General features: G+C 63.7%; 27 protein-coding genes. 12 read left to right on the top strand and 15 right to left on the bottom strand.

Annotated features, from left to right (window positions below):
* Nucleotides 1–25: 25 nt before the first annotated feature.
* Nucleotides 26–1,441: a hypothetical protein gene (locus tag FAZ21_RS09375; RefSeq protein ID WP_136773182.1), complete on the bottom strand. Its 1,416-nt coding sequence runs from the start codon at nt 1,439–1,441 to the stop codon at nt 26–28.
* 155 nt (nt 1,442–1,596) lie between these two features.
* On the opposite strand from FAZ21_RS09375, the gene radA reads away from it, so the two are divergent.
* From radA to FAZ21_RS09350, 5 genes are all read left to right on the top strand, one after another.
* Nucleotides 1,597–2,949 (top strand): DNA repair protein RadA, encoded by a 1,353-nt coding sequence (radA, locus tag FAZ21_RS09370; protein WP_136773181.1) that lies wholly within the window; start codon nt 1,597–1,599, stop codon nt 2,947–2,949.
* Nucleotides 2,950–3,165: 216 nt separating this feature from the next.
* Nucleotides 3,166–3,492, top strand: a complete 327-nt coding sequence (trxA, locus tag FAZ21_RS09365; protein WP_136773180.1) for a thioredoxin TrxA — start codon at nt 3,166–3,168, stop codon at nt 3,490–3,492.
* Between the two features lie 181 nt (nt 3,493–3,673).
* Complete coding sequence (rho, locus tag FAZ21_RS09360) at nt 3,674–4,924, top strand: transcription termination factor Rho (protein ID WP_026262895.1); 1,251 nt, start codon at nt 3,674–3,676, stop codon at nt 4,922–4,924.
* Nucleotides 4,925–5,018: 94 nt separating this feature from the next.
* Entirely contained in the window at nt 5,019–5,288 is a 270-nt protein-coding gene (locus FAZ21_RS09355; RefSeq protein ID WP_136773179.1) for a type B 50S ribosomal protein L31, read from the top strand.
* Nucleotides 5,289–5,406: 118 nt separating this feature from the next.
* Nucleotides 5,407–7,053 (top strand): ArnT family glycosyltransferase, encoded by a 1,647-nt coding sequence (locus FAZ21_RS09350; RefSeq protein WP_136773178.1) that lies wholly within the window; start codon nt 5,407–5,409, stop codon nt 7,051–7,053.
* 37 nt (nt 7,054–7,090) lie between these two features.
* On the opposite strand, the gene FAZ21_RS09345 is transcribed toward FAZ21_RS09350, so the two are convergent.
* The 9 genes from FAZ21_RS09345 to argF form a co-directional block, all read right to left on the bottom strand.
* Entirely contained in the window at nt 7,091–7,261 is a 171-nt protein-coding gene (locus FAZ21_RS09345) for a DUF3149 domain-containing protein (protein WP_246038572.1), read from the bottom strand.
* Between the two features lie 218 nt (nt 7,262–7,479).
* Complete coding sequence (locus FAZ21_RS09340) at nt 7,480–9,339, bottom strand: sensor domain-containing diguanylate cyclase (protein WP_136773176.1); 1,860 nt, start codon at nt 9,337–9,339, stop codon at nt 7,480–7,482.
* Between the two features lie 24 nt (nt 9,340–9,363).
* On the bottom strand, nt 9,364–9,849 hold the full coding sequence (locus tag FAZ21_RS09335; RefSeq protein ID WP_136773175.1) for a YajQ family cyclic di-GMP-binding protein: 486 nt from the start codon (nt 9,847–9,849) through the stop codon (nt 9,364–9,366).
* Between the two features lie 18 nt (nt 9,850–9,867).
* Nucleotides 9,868–10,380: a DinB family protein gene (locus FAZ21_RS09330; protein WP_136773174.1), complete on the bottom strand. Its 513-nt coding sequence runs from the start codon at nt 10,378–10,380 to the stop codon at nt 9,868–9,870.
* 12 nt (nt 10,381–10,392) lie between these two features.
* A complete protein-coding gene (gene ppnP, locus FAZ21_RS09325; protein ID WP_136773173.1) occupies nt 10,393–10,704 on the bottom strand; it encodes a pyrimidine/purine nucleoside phosphorylase in 312 nt (103 codons plus the stop codon).
* A gap of 55 nt (nt 10,705–10,759) precedes the next feature.
* A complete protein-coding gene (locus FAZ21_RS09320) occupies nt 10,760–10,966 on the bottom strand; it encodes a DUF2788 domain-containing protein (RefSeq protein ID WP_211243420.1) in 207 nt (68 codons plus the stop codon).
* A 57-nt stretch (nt 10,967–11,023) separates the two neighbouring features.
* Entirely contained in the window at nt 11,024–12,241 is a 1,218-nt protein-coding gene (locus tag FAZ21_RS09315) for an argininosuccinate synthase (protein ID WP_136773172.1), read from the bottom strand.
* A 78-nt stretch (nt 12,242–12,319) separates the two neighbouring features.
* A complete protein-coding gene (leuE, locus tag FAZ21_RS09310) occupies nt 12,320–12,946 on the bottom strand; it encodes a leucine efflux protein LeuE (protein ID WP_211243419.1) in 627 nt (208 codons plus the stop codon).
* Between the two features lie 7 nt (nt 12,947–12,953).
* Entirely contained in the window at nt 12,954–13,868 is a 915-nt protein-coding gene (argF, locus tag FAZ21_RS09305) for an ornithine carbamoyltransferase (RefSeq protein WP_136773171.1), read from the bottom strand.
* A gap of 187 nt (nt 13,869–14,055) precedes the next feature.
* On the opposite strand from argF, the gene FAZ21_RS09300 reads away from it, so the two are divergent.
* Together FAZ21_RS09300 and fabG are read left to right on the top strand one after the other, a co-directional pair.
* On the top strand, nt 14,056–14,364 hold the full coding sequence (locus FAZ21_RS09300) for a DUF3579 domain-containing protein (protein ID WP_136773170.1): 309 nt from the start codon (nt 14,056–14,058) through the stop codon (nt 14,362–14,364).
* Between the two features lie 158 nt (nt 14,365–14,522).
* The gene (fabG, locus tag FAZ21_RS09295) at nt 14,523–15,263 is read left to right on the top strand and encodes a 3-oxoacyl-ACP reductase FabG (RefSeq protein ID WP_136773169.1); all 741 of its coding nucleotides are present in this window, start codon (nt 14,523–14,525) and stop codon (nt 15,261–15,263) included.
* A 71-nt stretch (nt 15,264–15,334) separates the two neighbouring features.
* On the opposite strand, the gene FAZ21_RS09290 is transcribed toward fabG, so the two are convergent.
* Nucleotides 15,335–16,615, bottom strand: coding sequence for a L,D-transpeptidase family protein (locus FAZ21_RS09290; RefSeq protein WP_136773168.1), 1,281 nt, complete (start codon nt 16,613–16,615; stop codon nt 15,335–15,337).
* Entirely contained in the window at nt 16,616–17,704 is a 1,089-nt protein-coding gene (locus tag FAZ21_RS09285; protein WP_136773167.1) for a nuclear transport factor 2 family protein, read from the bottom strand.
* 120 nt (nt 17,705–17,824) lie between these two features.
* Between FAZ21_RS09285 and FAZ21_RS09280 the strand changes: the two genes are divergently transcribed.
* The 4 genes from FAZ21_RS09280 to FAZ21_RS09270 all read left to right on the top strand — a co-directional run bounded on the left by FAZ21_RS09280 (nt 17,825) and on the right by FAZ21_RS09270 (nt 20,081).
* Nucleotides 17,825–18,172: a DMT family protein gene (locus FAZ21_RS09280; RefSeq protein ID WP_136773166.1), complete on the top strand. Its 348-nt coding sequence runs from the start codon at nt 17,825–17,827 to the stop codon at nt 18,170–18,172.
* A gap of 96 nt (nt 18,173–18,268) precedes the next feature.
* Nucleotides 18,269–18,430: a hypothetical protein gene (locus FAZ21_RS20265; protein WP_169307323.1), complete on the top strand. Its 162-nt coding sequence runs from the start codon at nt 18,269–18,271 to the stop codon at nt 18,428–18,430.
* A gap of 8 nt (nt 18,431–18,438) precedes the next feature.
* Entirely contained in the window at nt 18,439–19,209 is a 771-nt protein-coding gene (locus FAZ21_RS09275; RefSeq protein WP_136773165.1) for a histidine phosphatase family protein, read from the top strand.
* Nucleotides 19,206–20,081, top strand: coding sequence for an NAD(P)H-hydrate dehydratase (locus FAZ21_RS09270; RefSeq protein ID WP_136773164.1), 876 nt, complete (start codon nt 19,206–19,208; stop codon nt 20,079–20,081). Before FAZ21_RS09275 ends, FAZ21_RS09270 begins: the two co-directional genes overlap by 4 nt.
* Before the next feature lie 10 nt (nt 20,082–20,091).
* Here the strand turns inward: FAZ21_RS09270 and FAZ21_RS09265 are convergent, their stop codons facing one another.
* The 3 genes from FAZ21_RS09265 to ku are packed head-to-tail and all read right to left on the bottom strand — an operon-like array spanning nt 20,092 to nt 24,016.
* Complete coding sequence (locus FAZ21_RS09265) at nt 20,092–20,529, bottom strand: low affinity iron permease family protein (protein WP_136773163.1); 438 nt, start codon at nt 20,527–20,529, stop codon at nt 20,092–20,094.
* A 21-nt stretch (nt 20,530–20,550) separates the two neighbouring features.
* Nucleotides 20,551–23,112, bottom strand: a complete 2,562-nt coding sequence (gene ligD, locus FAZ21_RS09260; protein ID WP_136773162.1) for a DNA ligase D — start codon at nt 23,110–23,112, stop codon at nt 20,551–20,553.
* A gap of 13 nt (nt 23,113–23,125) precedes the next feature.
* Entirely contained in the window at nt 23,126–24,016 is an 891-nt protein-coding gene (gene ku / locus FAZ21_RS09255) for a non-homologous end joining protein Ku (RefSeq protein WP_136773161.1), read from the bottom strand.
* A gap of 212 nt (nt 24,017–24,228) precedes the next feature.
* On the opposite strand from ku, the gene upp reads away from it, so the two are divergent.
* A complete protein-coding gene (gene upp / locus FAZ21_RS09250; RefSeq protein ID WP_136773160.1) occupies nt 24,229–24,855 on the top strand; it encodes a uracil phosphoribosyltransferase in 627 nt (208 codons plus the stop codon).
* The last annotated feature ends 318 nt before the right edge of the window (nt 24,856–25,173 follow it).

Raw genomic sequence — 25,173 nt, 5'->3', positions numbered from 1 at the left:
GTCGTGAAACATGTGACGATACGCCCTAGATCGATTCGAAGATCAGGAACTGCAACACCCGCTCCTGCGGCCAGAACCGCGGGCTGGGGCACTCATCGGCCGTGTGATACGACGAATAGATCAGCTTGCCACCCTGGCTACCCTCGGGGCGGATGAAGGTGAGCGGGCGATCGACCAGCCCGTCGAAATCGAGGCCGGCGCCGGACGACACCACCAGCGAACCGGCCGTATCGTGGAAGCCCGCGATATGGACCCAGCCGCCCAGGAAATCGCCCACCGGCAGTGTGCCGTCGGCGTTCAGCGCGCCATTGACGGTGCTGGTGCTGGCGCAGTCGGATTCCGGATTGCCCGGTGCGGTGCCCGCGAGATTGCTCACCACCGGAACGGCCTTCAGCCAGGTGGCCAGCGCCGGCAGGTTGATCGTCGCATTCAGATGCAGGCCACCGGTACCGTTCTTGGCGGTATCGGGCAAGCCGGGAAGGGTTGCATCGTCGGAATCCCCTTCGAACTTGGCGGCCTGGGGGAACACTTGCTCGATGAAGTTGTACGACCAGTCGGTCACGTACAGGCGGCCACCGGCATCGACATAAGCCTTGAGGCGCGCACGGACCGCCGGATCGCTCAGCAGGCCATCGGCGTCATTGCCGCAATCGATGAAGATGACCGAGAACACGGGCTTGCCCGCCGCATCGAGCAGGGGGCGCGTACCGTCGAGGAAGGATTCCCAGGTGGGATAGCTGCCGATTTCGGCGGCATGTTCGGTCAGCAACGGGGTACCGCCGCCATTGATGATGGTGAGCTTGCCGCCGTACTCCGAGCCATACACGAAACGCCCGGTCGCATCGACGCGGCCATAGACGCCGGCCACCTCATCGCCCAGGTTGGCGTCGCCCAGCTTGGCCAGCACGTTTTCGATCTGATCGTAATTGCCGGTGACCACCGCGACTGCCGGATAGGCGCTGCTGTCGCCGGCGCCGATGGTGGTGCTGCCGGCTGGCAACGCGCAGATGGCCTCCTGGCCGCAATCGACCGCTTTGACGGCCTTGAGTGAGCCTTTCTGGATCACCAGTTGCGAGGGCGGTGTGGAGGAGGCGGGGAGCGTCAGGCTGAAACTGCCGTCGGGACCGCTACACGTGCCAGCCAGCACATTGGTGGGAATGCTGGCTTTGCACGCGGTTTCGGGATCGGCTTCCGCACGGCTGGGCGGACGGACGCTGGCCAGCTTGCCGCTGCCGTTACCTGCCACATAGACCGCCGCATACGGAATGGGGTCGCCATTGGCGGCGCGTACGGTTCCGGTGAGGGTGCGGCTGACCGGCTCGCCGGGCGTGGGGGTTGGCGTCGGCGTCGGCACCGTGTTGCCATCCCCATCGCCGCCGCAGGCGGTCAGCAGGGCGGCAAGCAGGGAAGCAGAGATCAGCTTTACGCTGCTGTTGCTCATTTTTGTCTCCAGTTATGGTCAATATTGATTGTTTTTGTAATTATTAACAAATGTTAATTGAAAGCTATTGATGTGTCATCCATCAGCTTTTGTCAGTATTTCCATGGTGGCAAGGCGCTTGGTCTGCGCAGCCCGGGCACGTATCATTGCCCGCCATGAGCAAAGCCAAGACCCTCTACGCCTGCCAGTCGTGCGGCGCCACATCCCCCAAATGGCAAGGTCAATGCCCCGGCTGCGGCGAATGGAATACGCTGGTGGAGGCGATCGCCGAGCCCAAGAGCAGCGGCCGATTCCAGTCGCTGGCCGCCGATGGCGAAATCCAGCAGTTGTCCGATGTGGACGCGGCGGAGCTGCCGCGTACGCCTACCGGGCTGGACGAACTGGATCGCGTGCTGGGCGGTGGGTTGGTGCCGGGGGGCGTGGTCTTGATCGGTGGCGATCCGGGCATCGGCAAATCGACGCTGCTGCTTCAGGCGCTGACGCGGCTGGCGAACCAGCGCAAGGTGTTGTACGTCTCGGGCGAGGAGTCGCCGCAACAGATCGCCCTGCGCGCACGGCGGCTACAGCTGGAGAACGCCCCGGTCGCGCTGATGGCCGAGATCGGGCTGGAGAAAATCCTGGCGGGTCTGTCGCGGGTGAAGCCGGAGGTCGCGGTGATCGACTCGATCCAGACCGTCTACACCGAGGCGCTGACCAGCGCGCCCGGCAGCGTTGCCCAGGTTCGCGAATGCGCGGCTCAGTTGACGCGCTACGCCAAGCGCACCGGTACCACCATTCTGCTGGTGGGGCACGTGACCAAGGAAGGCTCGCTGGCCGGGCCGCGCGTGCTGGAGCATATCGTGGACGCGGTGCTGTATTTCGAAGGCGACACGCATTCGAGCTTTCGCCTGATCCGCGCGATCAAGAACCGTTTCGGCGCGGTGAACGAGCTGGGCGTGTTCGCCATGACCGACAAAGGGCTGCGCGAAGTCTCCAATCCCTCCGCGCTGTTCCTGTCCCAGCATCGCGAGCCGGTGCCCGGTTCCTGCGTGCTGGTGACCCAGGAAGGATCGCGCCCGATGCTGGTCGAGGTCCAGGCGCTGGTGGACGACGCCCATTCGCCCCAGGCGAGACGCTTGGCGGTGGGTATGGAACAGAACCGGCTGGCGCTGCTGCTGGCCGTGCTGCATCGCCACGCCGGCATCGCCGCCTTCGACCAGGATGTCTTCATCAACGCGGTGGGCGGGGTCCGGATCGCGGAGCCTGCCGCCGACCTGGCGGTCTTGCTGGCCATTGTTTCCAGCCTGAAGAATCGCCCCTTGCAGGACAAACTGATCGTCTTCGGCGAAGTGGGGCTGGCCGGCGAGGTACGCCCGGTGCAGCGCGGCCTGGAACGGCTGCGCGAAGCGGCCAAGCTGGGCTTCACCCACGCTATCGTGCCCAAGGCCAATCGGCCCAAGAGCGGCATCGAAGGCATGACCATTACCGCTGTCGAGCGCCTGGAAGACGCGGTGGGGACGGCGCTGTAACGGCGGCAATGATTACCAGGGGTTGTCCAGACCAGCCTTGATTGCCGCCCGGGCTCAAGGCTGGAAGGCTTTACGCGCCTGGCATACGCACTGGCTATCGGGTCGATTGAATCGTTTTTTCCGGGGCTGCATTGAAAGCCGATAGAATGCCCCCATTCCAATCGTAACGACCGCCAGAGCCAATTGGCGGTCCATCACACCTAACCGGAGAATCCGATGAGCGACCAGATTGTTTACGTGACCGACGCCAGCTTCGAAGACCAGGTGCTGAAGGCGCAAGGCCCGGTTCTGGTCGATTACTGGGCCGAATGGTGCGGCCCCTGCAAGATGATTGCCCCGATCCTCGACGAAGTGGCAACCGAATACGCCGGCAAGCTGACCATCGCCAAGCTGAACATCGACGAGAACCAGGGTACGCCGCCGAAGTACGGCATCCGTGGCATCCCGACCCTGATGCTGTTCGCCAATGGTGAAGTCAAGGCCACCAAGGTGGGCGCGCTGTCCAAATCGCAACTGACTGCGTTCCTCGACAGCAACATCTGATCGAATGCCCGGGCGCCCGCCCGGGTGTCGCTTTCCTGCACGACCTTGGCCGCTGCGTTGACAGCGGCTTTCCCGGTTGTATACCCTTACGGGAAATTCTCCACTTGGAACGGGTTCTCCGTTCGATCCAGCCCCCTCGCCCTTCCTCCCTCATCCGCAGCAGCATCTACGGCAGATTCGCATGCATTTGTCCGACCTAAAACATTACCACGTCACTCAACTCGTCGAGATGGCCACCGACATCGACGGTGCCAACCGCATGCGCAAGCAGGATCTGATCTTTGCGCTGCTGAAGAACCAGGCGAAGAAGGGCGAAAGCATATTCGGCGATGGCACGCTGGAAGTCCTGCCGGATGGCTTTGGCTTCCTGCGCAGCCCCGACACCAGCTACCTGGCCGGCCCGGACGACATCTACGTCAGCCCCAGCCAGATTCGCCGCTTCAACCTGCACACCGGTGACACGGTCGAAGGCGAAATCCGCACGCCCAAGGATGGCGAACGCTATTTCGCGCTGGTGAAGGTGGACAAGGTGAACGGCGAACCGCCGGAAAACACCAAGAACAAGATTCTGTTCGAAAACCTGACGCCGTTGTTTCCCACCGAGCGCATGCAGCTCGAACGCGATATCAAGGGCGTGGAAAACATCACCGGCCGCATCATCGATCTGATCGCGCCGATCGGCAAAGGCCAGCGCGGCCTGCTGGTGGCGCCACCGAAGTCGGGCAAGACGGTGATGCTGCAAAACATCGCTCACGCGATCACCGCCAATCACCCCGATGTGGTGCTGATCGTGCTGATGATCGACGAACGCCCCGAGGAAGTGACCGAAATGCAGCGCTCGGTGCGCGGCGAGGTCGTCAGCTCGACGTTCGACGAACCGGCCACCCGGCACGTGCAGGTCGCCGAGATGGTCATCGAAAAGGCCAAGCGGCTGGTCGAACACAAGAAAGACGTGGTGATCCTGCTCGATTCGATCACCCGTCTGGCCCGCGCCTACAACACCGTGGTACCGGCCTCCGGCAAGGTGCTGACCGGTGGCGTGGATGCCAATGCGCTGCAACGCCCGAAGCGCTTCTTCGGCGCGGCACGCAACATCGAGGAAGGCGGCTCGCTGACCATCATCGGCACGGCGCTGATCGATACCGGCAGCCGCATGGACGATGTGATCTACGAAGAATTCAAGGGTACCGGCAATTCGGAAATCCATCTGGATCGCCGCATGGCCGAAAAGCGCATCTTCCCCGCGATCAACATCAACCGCTCCGGCACCCGCCGCGAGGAACTGCTGTTGCCGCAGGATCAGCTCCAGAAAATCTGGGTGTTGCGCAAGCTGCTGTACCCGATGGATGACCTGGAAGCGATGGAATTCCTCCAGGAAAAGATCAAAGCCACCAAGAGCAACCTGGATTTCTTCGATTCCATGCGGCGATAGGTGGCCGGCCGCCTTGCGGCCAACGGCGGGTTCTGAAATAATCCCGCCTTTGCGTCGGCACAACCCCGACGCGCTCGTAAACAAGGACAAGACAATGAAAGACGGCATTCATCCCGAATACAAAGAAGTGATCTTCTTCGACGCCAGCGTCGACTTCAAATTCCTGACCCGTTCGACCATCCAGGCCAAGGGCAGCGAAACCATGAAGTGGACCGATGGCAAGGACTACCCGGTCGTGCGTCTGGACGTTTCCAGCGAATCGCACCCGTTCTACACCGGCAAGCAAAAGATCGTCGATACGGCTGGCCGGATCGAGAAGTTCCGCAGCAAGTACTCGATGTACACCAGCAAGAGCGAAAGCTAAGACTGGTTGGTTCATCGGAAAAAGGCAGCTTAGGCTGCCTTTTTTTGTTGCCATGTGACGCCGTGCCGTCGCTGCTTTGCGATAATTCCGGCAGCCGCATTCCAGGAAAACCTTGCCCATGCTGACCTACGTGCCGCCCACCGAGCGCGAAGTTCCCACCATTCCCAACCAGAAACCCTGGCTATTGCTGCTGCTGTGCCTGGTCTGGTTGCTGCCCGGGCTGGTGGGGCACGATCCATGGAAGCCGGCCGAGCTGGAAACCGCGGCCATCGTGAAGCGATTCGTACAGGAAGGTTATTGGGTGCTGCCCCGGTTCGCCGATGTGGCCTACCTGGAGTTCGCACCGCTCTATTATTGGTCGGCGGCCATACTGGCCTGGCCGCTGTCGCGACTCGGCATGGATATCCACGATGCCGGCCGGCTTGCGACCGGGCTGTGGATGGCGCTGTCGCTGTGGGGAATCGGTCTGGCGGGGCGCGAACTGTATGGGCGCCGGCAGGGGCGGGTTGCCGTGATGGCGCTGATCGGCTGCGTAGGACTGATCATCTGGGGGCATCAACTCGCCCCCCAGGTACTGCTGGTCGCTGCGTTTTCCTGGCATGCCTTTGCCCTGGCGCACTCCACGCGTCGGCCGCTGATTGCCGGGGCCGTGCTGGGGATGGCGTGGCTGGTACTGCTGCTTGGCGCGACCTGGGGCGAGTTCCTGCTGGCCCTGGCATCGGCGGTGTTACTGTTGCTGTTCCGCCCCTGGCGGCGCGCGGTCTACGTGACCGCCCTGGTCACGGCGCTGGTGATATCGCTGCCGTTGTCCGCTGTGTGGGCGCTGTGGTTGCATCAGTTCAGCCCGGCGGCATTTGCCGCCTGGTGGCGATTCGATGCGTTGGGGCCATTCGGTGGGCTGGGTTCGTTGCAGTGGTTCCATAGCTTCGGTTTTTTCATTTCGACGGTGACCTGGTTTGCCTGGCCGGTGCTGCCGCTGGCGGTGTGGGGTGTGTGGAGCAACCGCAAGCAGTGGGCCAGCCCGGCGATCGCATTGCCGGGATCGATGGCGGCGTTGACCGCGCTATGGCTGGCTTGTGCCGGCGAGGTCCGCGATTATTCGTTGTTGCCATTGCTGGTCCCGCTGGCACTGCTGGCCACCGCGGGCATCGATGGGCTGCGGCGCGGCGCCGCGGCGGCGCTCAATTGGTTTGGCCTGATGACGTTCGGGGTGGGTACGCTGGCATTGTGGGCCTGCTGGTTCGCGCTGCATGTCGGCATGCCGCGGCGCCTGCATGCCTGGGTGGACGGCATGAACCCGGAGCACGTACCGACGATGGCGCTGCCGGGGGTGCTGTTTGCGCTGGCGCTGAGCGTGGCGTGGTGGTGTGTGATTTCGCGCAAGCGCCCATTGGGCCGGCTGGCGGTGACCAACTGGGCGTGCGGTGTCACCTTGCTCTGGGGCGTACTGATCGGGCTGTGGGAGCCCTGGCTGGATGAAACCAAGAGCTACCGGGAGGTCAGCGTTTCGCTGGCGGACGCCATGACGGCGCTGCCGGCCAGTTGCATCGACGTCAGCACGGCGCCGGATGCCATGGTGGTGTCGGTGGACTACTTCACCGCATTGCCCTTGCGGCGGGTGGCGATGACCGGATGTCGCTGGCAGATACGCCAGGGTACGCCGAGCGACGGGGATACGGTGGTCTGGCATGGCGGGCGCCGGGGCGATCAGGCCAGCGAGATGTTCTATCTACTGGACAAGAGCATCTCCAGCCCAAGGCCCTGACCCCGATCCTTTCCGGCGGAAGGATCGGGTGCCTGGATCAGGAATGCTCGGGATGCTCGTCCTGCTGGTGGGCGAGGGTATCGCGGCGGATGGCCCGGCGGACATAGACGCCGATAAAGACGGCCATGGCGATGATGAAGCCGATGGTAAACAGGCTGAGCAGGCCGATATCGGACATGAACAGGGTTTCGAACGGCGTGTTTTCCACGGTGCATCTCCTCTTGGAATGATGCCAAGAAGCATGCGGGTGCATATGTCGCCCAGCGTTGATCCATATCAATAGCGTTGTATGGCGGGTGATAACCGTTGCTTTGCTGAGACCCACCTGCGGGAAAGGTGGGGGTAGGCAGGCTGGCCCTGTTGGTCAAACCTGGCGTACGTGGGGCTTCTTTGGAAATGCGGCGCGTAGCAGGGCTGCGGCCAGGTTCAGGAAGGATGAGGGATGGCGTCGTAGACCACGGCCTGGTTCCGGCCATGGTGCTTGGCGTGATAGAGCGCCACGTCGGCGCGCTTGAGCAGATCGTCGATCAACTGGTCTTCCGGACGCAGGGCGCTGATGCCGATACTGCCGGTGAACTGGACGACCGTGCCGTCGCCCAGCACGATCCGGTGCGCTTCGATCTGGGTACGTACCCGTTCCGCTGCTGCCTGCGCCAGCTCCGGCGAGGTTTCGGGCAGCAGGGCGGTGAATTCCTCGCCTCCCATCCGCGCGACGATATCCACGTCGCGCAGGGCGCCGCCCAGTACCTTGGCCACGGCCTTGATCGCCATGTCGCCGACGTCATGCCCATAGCTGTCGTTGATGCGCTTGAAGTGATCGATATCCAGCATCAGCAGCGCCAGCGGCCGCTTGTAACGGCTGGCGCGCGCCAGCTCCTGGTTGGCCACTTCCATGAAGTAGGCGCGATTCGTCAGGCCCGACAGGCCATCGGTGGTGGCGCGGCGTTTCAGCTCGCCTTCCAGACGCTTGCGCTCGGTGATGTCGGAAATCCCGATCATCAGCGTGATTTCCTCGCCCACCGCCACGCTGGACATCGACAGGCTGGCCCAGAACGATTCGCCGCTCCACCGACGCATGCGCACTTCGATATTGCGAATGCCCTGCGCCTGCCCCACGGCTTGTAGCTGCTCGCGGAAATCTTCGCTGTTCAGGTAGAAATCCGCCGCGCGGAGCGAAAGGGCGCCCGCTTGCGGGATATCGAAGGTACGGGCGGCCTGCTGGTTGATGTAAGTGATGAAGCACTCGGGCAGTCGGGCCAGCACCAGCGCGACCGGAATGGTCTCGATCATCTGCCGGAAGCGCGATTCGCTGACGTTGAGGCGGCTTTCCTTCTGTTGCAGGTTGCGTGCCAGCCGGTGCGAGCGCCAGAAGAAATAAATCATCATCAAGGCCATCGCCAGCAACAGGCTGCCCCCGGTGAGGTAATACAGTGTGTTGTCGCGCCAGGTGGCCAGATAGTCGAGTGACGACATCCCCACGATGATGAAGAAGGGCGAACCGGTGATCTGACGATAGCTGACCAGGCGCGTGGCGCCGTTGGCGTGGCGGATCACGGTGAGTCCACCGGACAAGGCTCCGCTCTTGAGCTGTTGCAGCACGTCGGCTTCGGCCTTGAACGGCTCGTCGCCCTTGCCGGAGGCGCGCTGGGTGATGACGCTACCGCCTTCATCCACCAGCATCACGAAGCCGTGCCGGCCGAGGTCGAGGTTTTCCAGGACCTGATTGAAGTAAGCGGAGGGCACGCTGGCCGCCACCAGCCCGCCAAACGCGCCCTGGGGTGTTTCGTAACGTCTTGCCAGTAGCAAGCCGTCCTGGGTCTTGCCCGCTGTGCGGGCATAAAGGCGTTCGCGGTAGGGATCGTCGCGGACCTGATCCAGGTAGGCTCGGTCGAACGGCTGCATTGCGGTACCGATATCCAGTGCGCGATGCGACAGCACCCCGTCGGGGCCGATCAGCAGGATATTGTCGGCCTGCCGTACCAGCGTCAGCTTATCGAGCAGCAGGCTTTGCAGCGTTTTGTTGTGGGCTTCGCCCAGGCTCTCGCTGGCGACTTCCTCGGGGGTGATCCGGTCTTCGAGATCGCGCAGCACCAGATCGACTTCGCGCAGGGCGCTGCGCATCTGGGCTTCCAGAATCTGCGACAGATTGTCGGTACGCGCGCGCGCCTGCGCCACTTCCGCCTGATAGGAACTGCTCACCTGATAGCCCAGGATGGAAATCATCCCCAGGCCGAACAGCATGGCAAAGACGGTGATGGTGGTGGATTGGCGCGCGGACCAGATCATGAGCGGCTTTAGATTATCGTCGGGCTAATCGCGGAAGTTCTGGTATTGCAGGGGGAAGTCGTCGACCGACTTCTTCACCAGCGCGATCGTTTCCTGAAGGGTATCGCGTTTTGCCCCGGTTATGCGTACCGCATCGCCCTGGATGGCGGCCTGGACCTTGAGTTTCGAATCCTTGACCACGCGCACGATGCGCTTGGCCAGATCGCCCTCGATGCCGGTTTTCACGGTCAACGCCTGCTTGACCTTGTTGCCGGACACCTTTTCCACCTTGCCTTCATCCAGGCAGCGAATGTCCACGCCACGCTTGGTCAGCTTGTTGACCAGCACGTCCTTCACCTGATCGAGCTGGAAATCGCTGTCGGCAAAGGCGGTGAGTACCTTGTCCGCCTGTTCCACGCGCGCGTCCGAGCCCTTGAAGTCATAGCGGGTGCCGACTTCCTTGTTGGTCTGCTCGACCGCGTTGCGCACTTCGACTTCATCGATTTCGGAAACGATATCGAACGATGGCATGGCTTTGCTCCTTGGTTCTCACCACCTCTGGCGGCTGGCGTCGTTCAGTTCCGGCAGCGCTGGCAGGTCGGTCACGCCGAAATCGACGCCCAACTGGGCGAGCAGCGTGGTGAGCTGGCCGCGGTGGTGAATCTGATGGTTGAAGAAATGGATGACCAGCGCCCAGCCCGGCTGGGTCCGCTCGACACCGGTCATCACGCTTCTGAAGGTGAACGGCGCGGCCAGCCAGGATTCCGACAGGCCGTCGGTCCATGTTTCGATTCGGGCATCGAGGGCCTGGCGCTCGGCGCAAAGGGCGGGCCAGTCATCGATCTGTATGCTGGTACCCTCGGGGAGGGGGGCGGCGGTAAAGCGGGCCAGCCACATGGTATCGGCCCAGATCAGATGCTCCAGCGTGCCATGCACGGATTTGAAGAATGCCCCCAGGTCCGAGCGACGGGTGGTGTCGTCGAGCGCACCGCAAACGTCAAACAACCGCTGGTTCATCCAGCGGTTGTAGCAAGCCTGAAGCCGCGCGGCCGAGGGGTTCATCGCGCCCGCGTATCAGCCGAAATGGCAGACGTAGTGCAGCGTTTCCGTCACTTCGATCTCGAAGCTGGAATTGCCGGGCACATCGAACGATTGTCCGCCGCCGTAGGTCTTGCTTTCCGTTTCGCCGGCCAGCGTGACGCGGCATTGCCCGGCCAGCAGTTCCATGATTTCGGGCGCGCCGGTGTTGAACACCAGCTTGGCCGGCAGGATCACGCCGACGCTCTTGCGGGTGCCGTCGGCCTGGATCACGGTGTGGCTGACGCATTTGCCGTCGAAATAGACGTTGGCTTCCTTGATGACGGAAACGTTATCGAATTGGGACATGTGTTTTTCCAGTGAAAGGTGCTGTCGATCGCGTCGGCGTATTGTGCCGCGTTGTCTATTTTTGCAGCACTTCGGTCAGAACGGTTTTGACGATGAAGCCGAACATGCCGAAACCCAGCACGAAGAACAATACCAGCGTGCCGTACTTGCCCGCTTTCGAGTCCTTGGCCAGCTTGTAGATGATGAAACCCATATACACGATCAGCGCGGTGCAGAAGATCGAGACGGTAAGCGTGGTGAAGGTTTCTTCGGACATGTTCATGGTGCGGTGCCGGACGATGGGGAAGGGCGGTGCGACCCGAGTCGCACCGCACAGTGGTTAACGGCCCTTTCTGCCCGCGATGCGCATGCGCAACGCGTTCAGCTTGATGAAGCCGCCAGCATCGGCCTGGTTGTAGGCGCCGCCGTCATCGTCGAAGGTGGCGATGGTCTGGTCGAACAGGGTGTCCTTGGAATCGCGGGCCACCACCGATACGCCGCCCTTGTACAGCTTGAGGCGCACCCAGCCGTTGACGCGCTGCTGGGTATGGTCGATCAGGACCTGCAGGGCGCGGCGTTCCGGGCTCCACCAGTAGCCGTTGTAGATCAGCGAGGCATAGCGCGGCATCAGGTCGTCCTTCAGATGCGCCACTTCGCGATCCAGCGTGATCGATTCGATACCGCGGTGCGCCTTCAGCAGAATGGTGCCGCCCGGGGTTTCGTAGCAGCCACGGCTCTTCATCCCGACATAGCGGTTTTCCACCAGGTCCAGGCGGCCGATGCCGTGCTTGCCGCCCAGCTCGTTCAGCTTGGCCAGCACTTCGTGCGCCTTCAGGCGCACGCCGTTCACGGCAACCACATCGCCCTGCTCGAACTCGAGATCGATGAATTCGGGGGTATCCGGTGCGGCTTCGGGGCTGACCGTCCAGCGCCACATGCTTTCTTCCGCTTCCGCCTTCGGGTCTTCCAGGTGGCGGCCTTCGAAGCTGATGTGCAGCAGGTTGGCGTCCATGGAATACGGCGCGCCGCCATTCTTGTGCTTCATGTCGACCGGGATGTCATTGGCTTCGGCATAGGCCAGCAGCTTCTCGCGGGACAGCAGGTCCCACTCGCGCCACGGTGCGATCACCTTCACGCCCGGCATCAGCGCATAGGCGCCCAGTTCGAAGCGCACCTGGTCGTTACCCTTGCCGGTGGCGCCGTGGCTGATGGCATCGGCACCGGTTTCCTGGGCGATCTCGACCAGGCGCTTGGCGATCAGCGGACGCGCGATGGACGTGCCCAGCAGGTATTCGCCTTCGTAGACGGTGTTGGCGCGGAACATCGGGAACACGAAGTCGCGCACGAACTCCTCGCGCACGTCGTCGATGTAGATGTTCTCAGGCTTGATGCCGAACTTCAGCGCCTTGTCGCGCGCGGGGTCGAGTTCCTCGCCCTGGCCCAAGTCGGCGGTGAAGGTGACCACTTCGCAGCCATAGGTATCCTGCAACCACTTCAGGATCACGGAAGTATCGAGGCCGCCGGAATAGGCGAGGACGACTTTCTTAACGTCAGACATGGTATTCCTCAAATTTGAAAAGCCAGTATGTTCCTGCGATCGGCGCGACTGGCGCTGCGCCAACCCGGTAAGCGGTGGTTAGCGGCTGGTGGCGAGCCTGATGCCAAAACTGACGAACAACAGCCCCGTCAGTCTTGCGGCCAGACCCGCCAGCCATCGTCGTTGCGCCAGCCGTTGCACGATGCGGCTGCCGGCAAGGATCAGCACGCTCAGGTAGCTCATGCTGGTGATCTGCACGATCAGGCCCAGCGCGACAAAGGTCACGGCCACATGGGGGTAGCCGGGATCGACGAACTGGGGGAAGAAAGCCATGAAGAACAGGATGGCCTTGACGTTCACCAGCGAGATGCCCAGTGCCTGCCGGAAGGCATGGCCAGACCCGGCCGCCTGCGGTGCCGGCGCCGCTGCGCCGCCCCGGGAGCACAGCAGTTTCAGCCCCAGCCAGGCCAGATAGGCCGCGCCGGCATAACGCACGAAATCGAACGCCACCGGATAGGCATGCATCAGCGAGGCCACGCCCAGCGCGGCAGCGGTCATCAGCACCAGGTCGCCGGCGAACACACCGCCAGCGGCGGCGAATCCCCTGCGCTGACCATGGCGGCCGGCCGTGGAGAGCACGCACAGCGAATTCGGCCCTGGGGTCAGGACAATGACCACGGTGCCGATCAGATAGGTAGCGAGATCGCTGATCCCAAGCAGGCTCACTGGCGCGTCAATCCTCGATCTTGCCGAGCAGCAGGTATTCCATCACTGCCTTCTGGGTATGCATGCGGTTCTCCGCTTCATCCCAGACCAGCGATTGCGGGCCATCGATCACTTCGGGATCGACTTCCTCGCCACGGTGCGCGGGCAGGCAATGCATGAAGACCGCGTCGGCCTTGGCTTGCAGCATCACCTTCTCGTTGACGCGGTAATTGATGAAATCCTTCTTGCGCTGGAGCGTCTCGCGCTCGTAGCCCATCGATACGCTCACATCGGTGGTGACGATATCGGCATTGCGCGCGGCCTGGTATGGATCGTAGAACTGCTCGAAGTGATCGGCGCCATAGGCCTCGTCGCCCAGCAGCGTCATTTCATAGCCGCGCGGGCAGGCCAGGTTCAGTTTGAAATCGAAAATGCGCGCGGCTTGCAGCCAGGTGCGGCTGACGTTGTTGGAGTCGCCGATCCAGGCCACCGTCTTGCCGGTGATGGGACCGCGATGTTCGATATAGGTGAAGATATCCGCCATGATCTGGCAGGGATGGTATTCGTTGGTGAGGCCGTTGATGACCGGCACCTTGGAGTTCTCGGCGAAGCGTTCGATGATGGTCTGCTCGTAGGTGCGGACCATCACGATATCGACCATGCGGCTGATGACCTGCGCCACGTCTTCTATCGGTTCGCCACGGCCGAGCTGGGTATCCTTGGACTGCATGAACATTGCGTGGCCGCCGAATTGCGCCATGCCTGCCTCGAACGACACCCGGGTGCGGGTGGACGATTTCTCGAAGATCATGCCGAGGACACGTCCCCGGAACGGCTGGTAAAGCTCACCGGCCTTGTGCAGTGCCTTGAGCTTGACGGTGCGTTCGAACAGGTAATCGTATTCCTCGCGGGTGAAATCCGTGAACTTCAGGTAGTGGCGCATAGGGGGTGCTGGCCGGGCGCTGACGTGCCGCAGGCTACTCTCTTGTAAAAACGACCATTATTCAGTTGGCGGGGGGCGGCTGGCAAGTGCCGGAAAGTGCCCGGTTTCTTTTTTCGCGCGGTGCAACAAGGCGAGTGATATACTCCGGCTGTCTTTGCCAGGACACTCCGCACCAGCCCGCCTCGTCATGATCTGCAATCCATACGAAATCATCATCCAGGGTCTTACCAGCAACGGTCGCGAATTCCGGCCCAGCGATTGGGCGGAACGTCTCTCCGGCATCCTCTCCACCTTCGGTTTCGATCAAAAGCTTTCCTATGCGCCTTACGTGCGGCCCATGGTCCACGAGAACGTGCGCTGCGTGGCGGTGGACAAGCAACTGGAAAAAATCGATCCGCGTGTCTTCGATTTCATCATGACTTTCGCGCGTGACAACGATCTACGCATCGTCGATTGCCGCACCTTGCTGAGCCAATACCAGCAGCCTTCCGCATAAGCATTGGCTGATGGCCATCCATTCCGATTGCCGCCCGTCAATGTTGCGACTCTTCTGATTACCGCATTGCACAATGCCGCCTATGCTTACTGACAATACCTGTCGCCGAGGGTGATGGGGTGTGTCTCTAAGTTTTTATTCACCGGAGGATTTCCAGCATGCGTCTTAAGGATAAGGTAACCATCATTACCGGCGGTGCCAGCGGCATCGGTCTTGCAACCGCCCAGAAATTTGCTGCCGAAGGCGCCAAGGTCGTGGTCTGCGACGTGAATCAGAATGGTGTCGACCAGGTTGTTTCTGGCCTGGCGGCAACCGGCGCAACGGTGGCCGGCTATCTGGTGGATGTCACCAACAAGGACCAGATTGCTTCCATGGTTGCTGACGTGAAGGCAAAGTTCGGCCGCATCGACGTGCTGGTCAATAACGCCGGCATCACCGCCGACGCCCAGTTCGTGAAGATGACCGAAGAGCAATTCGACCGCGTCATCGACATCAACCTGAAGGGTACTTACAACTGTGCCCGCGCCGTGATCGACACCATGGTCGAGCAGGGCAGTGGCGTGTTGCTGAATGCTTCTTCCGTGGTGGGCGTGTATGGCAACTTCGGCCAGACCAACTATGCCGCCACCAAGTTCGGCGTGATCGGCATGGTGAAGACCTGGTCCAAGGAACTGGGCAAGAAGGGCATCCGCGCCAACGCCGTGTGCCCCGGCTTCGTGGCCACCCCGATGGTCAAGGCCATGCCGGAAAAGGTGATCCAGGCCATGGAAGAACGCGTGCCGATGCGCCGCCTGGCCCAGCCGGAGGAAATCGCCAACGTCTACGCCTTCCTCGCGTCCGACGAAGCCAGCTATATCAATGGCGCTGCCATTGAAGTCACCGGTGGCGTGACGCTGTAACCGGCCACCTCCCAACAAAAAACCCCGGTTCCGAACCGGGGTTTTTTGTTGGGCAGCGCCGCCGCACGGAATCAGCCGGCGCGGGCGCGGCCTTCCCACTGGATCTTCCAGGCGCCATCTTCTTCCTGCCAGTACAGGCGTTTACGCATCTGGTTGTTCACCTTGTCGCTGCGGTAATCCTGGTCGAACGTGGCGACCCAGGTGGCGTTCTCGCCCGAGGTGCTGAAAATGCTGACCTGGCCCAGCGAAATCTTGCTCCAGGAACGCCCTGCGTTGACGGCCAGTTTCTGCTTTTGCCAGCTGGCCAGCGTTTTGCCGTCCTGATCGGTGAAGCGATCGCCATAGAAGGACAGGTAGCGTTCCGTATCCACCGATTCCCACGCGGTACGCCAGGATTCCAGCCGTGCTAGCGCACTGGCCCGGCGCGCGTCCCAACTGGCCCGGTCCAGCCATTCCACGCGGGTGACATTCACCACCGGCGTGCTGCCCGGCGAGAGCTGGCGCGCCAGCGCGGTCATGTCCTCGTTCGTCAGCGCCACGCAGCCATTGGAGGCCAGCGGCGCACGAGAATAGGTGTCGTACGGCACGCCGTGCAGCCAGATACCATGTCCGGTGCGGCCTTCGCGGCGATCCAGCTCGTTCGGATAGGAAATCGGCCACGCACCCACGCCATACAGCGATGCGGCGTCGCCGTAGATCTTATCCAGTTGCGGCCGCGACATATGGCTGGTCACGAAATACACGCCCAGCGGCGTGCGCTGATCGCCTTCCTTGTTCTTGTCGGTGCCCAGCTTGCCGATGGTGACGTAATAATCGGTCACGTAAGTGGGAACGCCGTCCACGTTCTTGAACAGGTAGGCGCGCGCGGCGCTGGTATCGACCACCACGGCGTGCGTCTGGGCGGGCGACAGCACCAGCAGTTGTGCCGGCAGGCGGTCGCTCGGTGGTGGCGCGACATGGCGCAGCAGGCGCATCTGCGCCTCGCGCTTCAGGTCATCCAGCCGATCGCGTGGCGCATCGACGGCGGCGCCGCCCAGGCTGGCCAGCGGCGCGGCACGCATCGCGTACAGGTCGGCTGACACCAGGTGCGCCAGGTTGTAGTTGGGCTCCTTCACCAGCAGCGCGTCGATGGTGGCGCGCGCATCGGCCATCCGGCCTTGCCGCACCGCGTCGATGGCCGCGACGATCATCTGCTCCGGCGAGCCGGACATCACCCTGCCTGGCTGCTCGAACACGGGGATGTGCTGCTGCGGCCACGGCGGCGTCAGACGAGGCTGCGCCGCCGGGGTGAAGAACAGCAACAGGACCAGACAGAGCGAAAACTTGGCCCAGGGCATGACACGCTTCTTCACTTAGGTTCGTTCCTCGCGAATCAGCCAGCGACCGCCGGTTTTTTCCAGCACCAGCGTCTTGCCCGTCGTGCTCGACAACCGGTCGGATTTATAGCTCTGACGGAACTTGACCACCGCCACGTCATCGCCCTCGAAGGTGACCTGGACACCGCTCAGTTTCACTTCGATGTACTTCGGCCCGACGACGCGCGGACGGCGTTCGTTGGCCCAGTCGGTGAAGCGCTGGCCGCCTGGCGCGTTGAACTTGCGCGAGTACGCGGCAAGGTAGGCATCGAAGTCACGGCGCGACCAGGCCTTGGCCCAGGTCTCCACTGCGTCGATCACCCGCTGGCGTTCGCGTTCGGCGGCATCCACCTGCACCGGGGTGGGCGTCGGGGTGGGAACCGGTGTCGGCACCGGCGTGGCGACCGGCTTCGGTGTCGGCGTTGGCGTCGGTTTGGGCGTCGGGGTCGGCTTGGGCGTGGGGGTCGGTGTCGGCTGCGCGGTGGGTGTCGGCACCTTGGTGGGGGCCGCCGCGCGTGTCGGGGTGGGGCGAGGGGCGGGCGTCGCGGCCTGCGCCACCTGGCGGGCCACCGGCTGCGCCAGCGCGCCGCTGCTGAACAACTCGCGTACCAGCGTCAGCTTGGTCTGGACCTGGCGGTTCTGACCTTCCAGTTGCAGGGCTTTGTCATAGGCTTGCGAGGCCAGCCGCGCATACAGGTCGCCCAGGTTCTCGTGCGCGATGGCGTAGCTGGGGTTGGTCTGGATCGCCAGTTGCAGCGCGGCCCGCGATTTATCCAGTTGATTCTGTTGCGCGTACAACACAGCCAGGTTGTTGTAGGGCTCGGGTAGTTGGGGGTAGTCCTCGGACAAGCCAGTAAAAGCCTTGATCGCCTCGTTGGTCCGCCCCAGCTCGGTCAGCGTCAGGCCGCGCAGGAAACGCACCTGTGCATCCTTCGGGTTGCGCGTCAGGTAACGGTCGGCACGGTCCAGGGCCGCATTGAATTCACGTGCCTGGACCAGGTGGCGGATGTCGTCGACCTCGCCGGCGGTGGCGGTGCCACAGGCGATCAGGATGACCAGAGGGAGCAACGCTCGGCGAAAAATCATGTAATGGCGGTTCCGTATCTGGAGAGAATGCCGCAGTGCAACGAAAGGACCGTCGGCCCCCGCGCGTGACTATCGTGCGTAAACTCGCGAATTCTAGCAAAACCCCGTCGAAAACGTCCCATGAACCTGCCCCCTGGTTTGATTTCCCCACTATTGCTGGTGGCTTCCAACATTTTCATGACATTCGCATGGTATGGCCATCTGAAAAACATGAGCACCAAGGCCTGGTGGATGGCCGCATTGGTGTCGTGGGGCATTGCATTGTTCGAATATCTGTTGCAGGTCCCGGCCAATCGCATCGGCTATGGCGTGTATTCCCTGGCGCAGTTGAAGATCATGCAGGAGGTCATCACGCTGTCGGTGTTCCTGCCGTTCGCCATGTTCTACATGGGCCAGCCATTCAAGCTCGATTACCTCTGGGCGGGGCTGTGCCTCGTCGGCGCCGTTTATTTCATGTTCCGGGGCTGAACGCGTCGCCGTCCTACGCGCCGCCGCGCCACTCTCCTATGGCCTGCGGCGCACGCGCCGGCAACACTGGAGGCCATGCCCAGCCGGAGTGTTGCCATGCCGCTACAGCCCCAACCCCCTCGCCATCCCGCCGAAGCCCAGCGCGATCTGACCGAATCGCAGCGGGTGGAGGAATCCAGCGGCGAGCCGGCCGCTGAGCCACCGCCGCGCCAGGCGCCTTTCGATCACGATACCGGCAAGCTTCATTCCCCACAGTGAGGCATGCCATGGCGGAGCAGAAATGGCCTGACCGGCTATGGCTGGTGCGCCACGGCCAGAGCGCGGGCAATGTAGCGCGCGACGCGGCCGAAGCGGCGCAGTTACCGATGATCGACATTGCCGAGCGCGATATGGACGTGCCGCTGTCGGACCTGGGGCGCCGGCAGGCGTGGGCGCTGGGCGAGTGGTTCGGCGCCCTGTCGCATGCCGAGCGGCCCAGCGTGGTGCTGACATCGCCCTATCTGCGCGCCATACAGAGCGCCCGGTTGTTGCTGGAAGGCGCCGGCATGCCCGAATCCGAGTTGACGTTGCGCCACGACGAACGCCTGCGCGAAAAGGAATTCGGCCTGACAGACCGGCTGACCAAGGCCGGCATCGCCGCACGTTACCCGGAGCTGGCGGAACAGCGCGCCCACGTCGGCAAGTTCTACTTCCGCCCGCCGGGGGGCGAAAGCTGGTGCGACGTGATCCTGCGGTTGCGCAGCGTGCTGGAAATGGTAGTGCGCGAATACCGTGGCGAGCGCGTGCTGATCGTTGGCCATCAGGTCATCGTCAACTGCTTCCGTTACCTGCTCGAACGCCTGGACGAGCGCCAGATCCTCGACATCGACCGCCGGGCCGACGTGCCCAACTGTTCGGTCACCAGTTACCGCTTCGATCCCGCGCTGGGCCGTACCGGCAAGCTGGTGCTCGATCAGGTGAACTTCATCGCGCCGCTGGCCGAGGCCCGCGCCCCGATTACCGCCGAACCGGATGCCCCGGTCGCACCCAAACCATGAATGCGCGCCTGAACCCGCTGGACGATGCCGCGCTGTTGCGCTGGCCGTTGCCGATGCCCGATCCCGATGGTGACAAGGAGTCGCGTGGGCATGTGCTGGTGGTTGGCGGTTCGCCGGAAATGCCGGGCGCGGCGATGCTGGCGGCCACGGCGGCGTTGCGGGCCGGCGCCGGCAAGCTCTCGGTGGCGACCGGCGAAAGCGTGGCGCAACTGGTGGCCGCCACCTTGCCGGAATCGCGCGTGGTGGCATTGCCCGAAACCGCTGCGGGCGGCCTGGCGCCCGAAGGCGCTGCCTTGCTCGCGCCGCTGGCGCGCAAGCTCGACGCGGTGCTGATCGGCCCCGGCATGCAGGATGAAGTCGCAGCCAGTGCGTTCGTCCGCGCCGCGTTGTCCCACTTGCCGGCCTTACCGCTGGTACTCGATGCCTGCGCCATGGCGGTGGTGCGGGGAGAGCCGTTGGCGCGCCCGCTATTGCTGACCCCGCATGCCGGTGAAATGGCCCACCTCACCGGCGTCGAAAAGACCGCGCTCCAGGCCGATTCGCTGGCCGCCGCGCGCTCGGCAGCCGCCTGCTGGCAGGCGATCGTCGCCTTCAAGGGCGCCATTACCCATATCGCGCGGCCGGATGGCACAGCGTGGCGACACGAGGGCGGCAATATCGGCCTGGGCGTGTCGGGATCCGGGGATGTACTCGCCGGCGTGATCGTCGGCCTGATCGCCCGGGGCGCTTCGCTGGAGCAGGCGGCCGCCTGGGGTGTCGCGCTGCACGCCCGGGCGGGCGAGGCCCTGGCGTCGCGCCTGGGGCCGCTGGGCTATCTCGCGCGGGAAATCGCCGACGAGATTCCCCGCCGCATGGCGCTGTTCTGCCGCTGAATCCGGGTTTTCATCCGCGTTGCCGTTCCGGTTCGTCGTGGATCTTGCCTGTCACGTGTTCGATCACGTCGTCCAGTTTTTCATGCGTGGCGGCGGCGATCTGCGCGTATTCCTGCTTCAGCTCGGCCAGTTCGCGATCATCCATTTCCTCGGCGCGCATCATGTGATTGCGCGCGCCGTGCACGGCGCGGATCAATTCGTCCAGCTTGAGCTGCAAGGCTTGCGTGTCGCGGTTCTGCGTGTGCTGGATCAGGAACACCATCAGGAAGGTGACGATGGTGGTGCCGGTGTTGATGATCAGTTGCCAGGTATTGGAAAAATGGAACAGCGGTCCGGTCACCAGCCAGACGCCCACCAGCGCCACGGCCAGCAGAAAGATGCCCGGGCTGCCCGCGGCACAGGCGGCCCACTGGGCGAAACGGCTGAAATGACGATTGATGTCCGGCATGGCGGGTTCCTTTTTTTGTGGTCATGGGCGGCGGCGCGCGGCATCCGTCAGCACGTCGCGCATCGCGGTGGTCAGGCGTTGGCGGGATGAGTCGTACTCAGCCCAGGGGTCGTCGGTGTCGCGCAGCCGGGCGGCCAGGTTGTCGATATTGAAATGCGCCGATTCGATGCCGTGGTCCAGTTCCTCCCAGAACAGCGGTGTCGCTACCGGCGCGCCCGGTCGTGCGCGGGTGGAGAACGCCGCCACCGCCGTGGCGCCCAGGCTGTTGCGCAGATAGTCGATGAAGATCTTTCCGCCCCGCCGGCTCTTGGCAAGCTTGGTGGTGAAGCGCTGCGGGATTTCGGCGGCTAGGTGCTCCGCGACGCCGCGCGCAAAGGCCTTGGCCTCGTTCCAGCCTGGCCCGCGTACCAGCGGCACTTCCACATGCAGCCCTTTTCCGCCGGTGGTCTTCAGGAAGCTGCGCAGGCCCAGTTCCTCCAGGAAGCCGCGCGTGAGTTGCGCCGCTTCCCTGACCCGGGCCCACGGTACGTCCGGCGCGGGGTCGAGGTCGAAGATCAGCCGGTCCGGCTGCGTGGGCGCGTTGCCGCGCGCACCCCAGGTGTGGAATTCCATCACGCCGAACTGCACCAGCGAAATCAAGGCTTCCAGGTCGTTCACCATCATGTAGGTGGCCGATTCGCCATCGCCGGTGGGGACGGTCACCGCGTTGACGCTGTCGGGTAGTGCATCGCCCAGGTGCTTCTGGAAGAAGCAGCCATGGGTGGCGCCCTGCGGGCAGCGCACCAGCGACAGCGGGCGGTTTTTCAGGTGCGGCAGGATATGGTTCGCCACGCGCTCGTAGTAGCGGGCCAGGTCCAGCTTGGTGAGATCGCCTTCGGCATAGACGATGCGCGACGGGTGCGTGATGGTCACGCCCGCGACCACGTCGTCGGTTCGCGCCGGGCCCTTGGTACGCTGTTCCACTGGCTGCTGGCGCGCCGCGGTACGTGTTCGCCGGGGGGCTGGTGGCAGCGGCTGCGCTGTTTCGCGAGTGATCGTGGCCGGCGGTTTGTCTTCGCGCAGGCCGATGAAGGCGGCCTGGCGCAACAGACCCTGTTCGGTCCAGTCGGCGAAGCGCACTTCGGCCACCAGCGTGGGCTTGACCCAATGTGCACCTGCCGCTTCGCGTCCGCGCGGCGGGTTGTCGAACGGCGCCTGACGTTGCTTCAATGGTTTGAGACGCGCGGCCAGCGTGGCCAGCGTGGCTTCGTTGAAGCCGGTGCCCACGCGGCCGGCGTAGACCAGGCGGCCCTCCGCGTCGTGCACGCCCAGCAGCAGCGCGCCGAAGCCGTTGCGGCTGCCGCTCGGCTCGGTGTAGCCGCCGATGACGAACTCCTGGCGCTGGCTGCATTTCACCTTCAGCCAGTTGCGGGTGCGCGCGGCGGCATAGGGCGCGTCAGCGCGTTTGACCACCACGCCTTCCAGGCCGTGCTGGCAGGCGTGGTGGAACACGTCGCCCAACTGGCCATCGATATGGTCGCTGTACCGCAAGGGGCTGGCATCGCCGGCCAGGCGCAGCAGGCGTTGCAGGCGGCGCTTGCGTTCGAGTTGCGGGCGTTCGCGCTGGTCCTCGCCTTTCAGGTAAAGCAGGTCGAACAGGTAATAAAGCAGGCGCGCGGGCTTGCCGCCTTCGGCAAACGCATTCTGCAGGGCCTGGAAGCTGATCCGGCCCTGCGTGTCGATGGCGACCACTTCGCCGTCCAGCCAGCTATTGCGGGTGCCCAGTGCTGCCACGGCCTGCGCGATGTCGGGCATGCGTCGGGTCCAGTCGTTGCCGTTGCGGCTGAAGAGGGCGACTTCGCCGTCGCCATTCACCCGCGCCAGGATACGGTAGCCATCGTATTTCACTTCGGCCAGCCAGCCCTCGCCCGACGGGGCCTGCGCCACCAGGCTGGCCAGTTGTGGTTGCAGCATCACCGGCAGCGTCGACGCCGATTTGCGCGGCGCGCGGCGCGGCCGGGCGCGATCCGGCCCGGTTTCGGCGCGCGGCGGCAGGCGCGGATGCAGGCCCTTCACGCTTTCAGGGCGCAGTTCGGTGATCTCGGCGTCGGGGCCATGGCGGGCCTCGTCGTCGTCGCTCTTGATCAGCAGCCAGTTTTCCTGCTTTTCGCCCTCGCGCGGCGCCATGCGCACCAGCGACCACTGGCCCGACAGCTTGTCGCCATCCAGCGTGAAGCGCAGGTGGCCCTTGCGATAGTCCGCCACCGGGTCACCCAGCGGTGTCCAGATGCCGCGATCCCACAGCAGCACGCTGCCGGCGCCATACTGGCGGGGCGGGATGGTGCCTTCGAAATCGCCGTAGTCCAGCGGGTGATCCTCCACCTGCACCGCCAGCCGCTTTTCGTGGGGGTCGAGGCTCGGTCCCTTGGGCACGGCCCAGCTTTTGAGCGTGCCTTCCAGCTCCAGCCGAAAGTCGTAGTGCAAGCGCCGTGCCGCATGCTTCTGCACGAAAAAGGCCAACCGTTCCGCGGGCTGGGCGACGGTGCCGCGCGGCTCGGGGGTCTGGGCGAAGTCCCGTTTTTGCCAATAGCGTTCCAGGCTCATGCGGCGCTCCCTGTCACGCACGTTTGCGTTGTTGGCGTTCGGCACCGGCCCTGGCCTGAGGCGACTTGCGGCGCGGGGCGGGTTTGGCCGGCCGGGGGGCGTCGCGGCCCGCGATGCTCTGTTTGAGCAAGGCCATCAGGTCCACCACGTTGTCGGCCGCGGGCGCGGTGTCGTCGTCGGTCTGCGCCGGGGCTGCGATGGCATGCGTCTGCTTGCTGCGTACCTTGCGGTCGATCAACGCCAGCACATCGTCGCGATAGGTGTCGTGGTACTGCTCGGGGCGCCAGGCTTCACTCATGCTTTCCACCAGCGAGAGCGCCATCTTCACTTCGCGCTCGGCGACGCCGGCGGCCTTGAGGTCGGCGTCGGGCAGGGGCAATTGCCCGCTGTCGCGCAACTCGTGCCGGTAGCGCAGCGTGTTGAGCAGCAGCACGTCGCCCACCGGCATCAGCGCGGCCAGGTGCTGGCGAGTGCGGATCACCACCTGGCCGATGCCCACCTTGTCGGCGCGACGCAGCGTTTCGCGCAACAGCGCGTACACCTTGGTGCCGCCACGCGTGGGGGCGAGGTAATACGGTTGCTCGAAATAGACGGGGCCGATGTCGGCGGCGGGCACGAAGGCGATCAGGTCCACGGTCTGCGTGGCCTTGACGTTGGCCGACTTCAGTTCGTCCTCGGTCAGCACCACGTATTGGTCTTCTTCGTACTCGTAGCCTTTGACGATCTGCTCGCGCGGCACTTCCTTTTCGGTGCGTTTGTTCACCCGCCGATAGCCGACCGGCGCGAAGTCGCGGCGGTCGAGCAGGGTGAGGTCCAGCTCATCGCGCTGTTCGGCTGGAAACAGCTCCACCGGGATATGGATGAGGCCGAAGCTGATCGCGCCTTTCCACAATGCGCGCGCCATGGGGAAACTCCATCGATACGTACCGTTGGGTTTCCAGCAGCTTTCGTGCCACGGCGCCAGCCATGATTCGGTGCGGTGCCGGCCGGTGGCGCGGTAGGTTTTACACCGCCGCGCGCAAACGCTGCATGGGCAGTACCGTGTTTCGGCAATATTCGGCGCGAGCGATCTGTCTAGAATGAGAGGGTTTGTCCGCCTATACGAGAACAGAAGCCATGCAGATCACCGTCGTCGAGCATCCGCTCGTCCAACACAAGCTCGCGTTGTTGCGCGAGGAGGATGTCAGCACCAACAAGTTTCGCCTGCTGACCGAGGAACTGGCCCGTTTGCTGGCCTACGAGGCCACGCGCGATCTCAAGCTGGAGACGAAGACCATCCAGGGCTGGTGCGGCGCCGTGGAGGTGCAGAAGATCAAGGGCAAGAAGCTGACGGTGGTGCCGATCCTGCGCGCTGGCCTGGGCATGCTCAATGGCGTGCTCGACCTGGTGCCGTCGGCCAAGATCAGCGTGGTCGGCCTGGCGCGCAACGAGGAAACCCTGCAACCGGAACCGTACTTCGAGAAGTTCGTCGGCAAGCTGGATGACCGGCTGGCACTGATCATCGACCCGATGCTGGCCACCGGCGGCTCGATGGTCGCCACCATCGACATGCTCAAGCGCAAGGGGTGCCAGCAGATCAAGGCCATCGTCATGGTTGCCGCGCCCGAAGGGGTGAAGCTGGTGAACGAGCGCCACCCGGACGTGCAGATTTATGCCGCCTCGCTCGACAGCCATCTGAACGAGCAGGGCTACATCATTCCGGGGCTGGGTGACGCGGGCGACAAGATTTTCGGGACGAAATGACCGTCCAGGCGTCGCGGGCCGGACGTCGCCGCCGGGGGGCGGCGGCGCGCTAGGGCGTGTCATCCAATGTTTCACGACAGCGTTCGGTGCAGTTCGGGATGCCGTGCCAGGAGCTGGACGCGCGGCGGTATGGATACCGCAAGCGGCCGGCGACGCCGCGTGGCGCCCGAAATGCGCTGAACCCGTAGGGCTGGGCCGAAAAAACACCCTCCACTGCGTTGCACTCCTTGCCAATAACCGGTTATTGGCTGCGTCATGCGCCTGGTGCCTAGTGCTTTTTCGGCCCAGCGCTGCCGCGAAACATTGGATGACACGCCC

It is taken from the genome of Chitiniphilus eburneus, from assembly GCF_005048205.1.
GTDB classification, from domain to species: domain Bacteria; phylum Pseudomonadota; class Gammaproteobacteria; order Burkholderiales; family Chitinibacteraceae; genus Chitiniphilus; species Chitiniphilus eburneus.
Note: the sequence above shows the minus strand (reverse complement) of the source record. Positions and strands in the feature narration are given on the sequence as shown.

Bases quoted from the DNA above. Each gene is read 5' to 3' on its own strand.
- upp (WP_136773160.1), top strand. From the start codon at position 24,229: ATGCAGATCACCGTCGTCGAGCATCCGCTCGTCCAACACAAGCTCGCG.
- ppnP (WP_136773173.1), bottom strand. From the start codon at position 10,704: ATGTCCCAATTCGATAACGTTTCCGTCATCAAGGAAGCCAACGTCTAT.
- FAZ21_RS09355 (WP_136773179.1), top strand. From the start codon at position 5,019: ATGAAAGACGGCATTCATCCCGAATACAAAGAAGTGATCTTCTTCGAC.
- FAZ21_RS09375 (WP_136773182.1), bottom strand. From the start codon at position 1,441: ATGAGCAACAGCAGCGTAAAGCTGATCTCTGCTTCCCTGCTTGCCGCC.
- FAZ21_RS09285 (WP_136773167.1), bottom strand. From the start codon at position 17,704: ATGATTTTTCGCCGAGCGTTGCTCCCTCTGGTCATCCTGATCGCCTGT.
- FAZ21_RS09340 (WP_136773176.1), bottom strand. From the start codon at position 9,339: ATGATCTGGTCCGCGCGCCAATCCACCACCATCACCGTCTTTGCCATG.
- FAZ21_RS09300 (WP_136773170.1), top strand. From the start codon at position 14,056: ATGATCTGCAATCCATACGAAATCATCATCCAGGGTCTTACCAGCAAC.
- FAZ21_RS09350 (WP_136773178.1), top strand. From the start codon at position 5,407: ATGCTGACCTACGTGCCGCCCACCGAGCGCGAAGTTCCCACCATTCCC.
- FAZ21_RS09270 (WP_136773164.1), top strand. From the start codon at position 19,206: ATGAATGCGCGCCTGAACCCGCTGGACGATGCCGCGCTGTTGCGCTGG.
- fabG (WP_136773169.1), top strand. From the start codon at position 14,523: ATGCGTCTTAAGGATAAGGTAACCATCATTACCGGCGGTGCCAGCGGC.
- rho (WP_026262895.1), top strand. From the start codon at position 3,674: ATGCATTTGTCCGACCTAAAACATTACCACGTCACTCAACTCGTCGAG.
- FAZ21_RS09275 (WP_136773165.1), top strand. From the start codon at position 18,439: ATGGCGGAGCAGAAATGGCCTGACCGGCTATGGCTGGTGCGCCACGGC.
- FAZ21_RS09335 (WP_136773175.1), bottom strand. From the start codon at position 9,849: ATGCCATCGTTCGATATCGTTTCCGAAATCGATGAAGTCGAAGTGCGC.
- FAZ21_RS09320 (WP_211243420.1), bottom strand. From the start codon at position 10,966: ATGAACATGTCCGAAGAAACCTTCACCACGCTTACCGTCTCGATCTTC.
- argF (WP_136773171.1), bottom strand. From the start codon at position 13,868: ATGCGCCACTACCTGAAGTTCACGGATTTCACCCGCGAGGAATACGAT.
- FAZ21_RS09280 (WP_136773166.1), top strand. From the start codon at position 17,825: ATGAACCTGCCCCCTGGTTTGATTTCCCCACTATTGCTGGTGGCTTCC.
- ligD (WP_136773162.1), bottom strand. From the start codon at position 23,112: ATGAGCCTGGAACGCTATTGGCAAAAACGGGACTTCGCCCAGACCCCC.
- FAZ21_RS09315 (WP_136773172.1), bottom strand. From the start codon at position 12,241: ATGTCTGACGTTAAGAAAGTCGTCCTCGCCTATTCCGGCGGCCTCGAT.
- trxA (WP_136773180.1), top strand. From the start codon at position 3,166: ATGAGCGACCAGATTGTTTACGTGACCGACGCCAGCTTCGAAGACCAG.
- ku (WP_136773161.1), bottom strand. From the start codon at position 24,016: ATGGCGCGCGCATTGTGGAAAGGCGCGATCAGCTTCGGCCTCATCCAT.
- FAZ21_RS09330 (WP_136773174.1), bottom strand. From the start codon at position 10,380: ATGAACCCCTCGGCCGCGCGGCTTCAGGCTTGCTACAACCGCTGGATG.
- FAZ21_RS09265 (WP_136773163.1), bottom strand. From the start codon at position 20,529: ATGCCGGACATCAATCGTCATTTCAGCCGTTTCGCCCAGTGGGCCGCC.
- FAZ21_RS20265 (WP_169307323.1), top strand. From the start codon at position 18,269: ATGCCGCTACAGCCCCAACCCCCTCGCCATCCCGCCGAAGCCCAGCGC.
- radA (WP_136773181.1), top strand. From the start codon at position 1,597: ATGAGCAAAGCCAAGACCCTCTACGCCTGCCAGTCGTGCGGCGCCACA.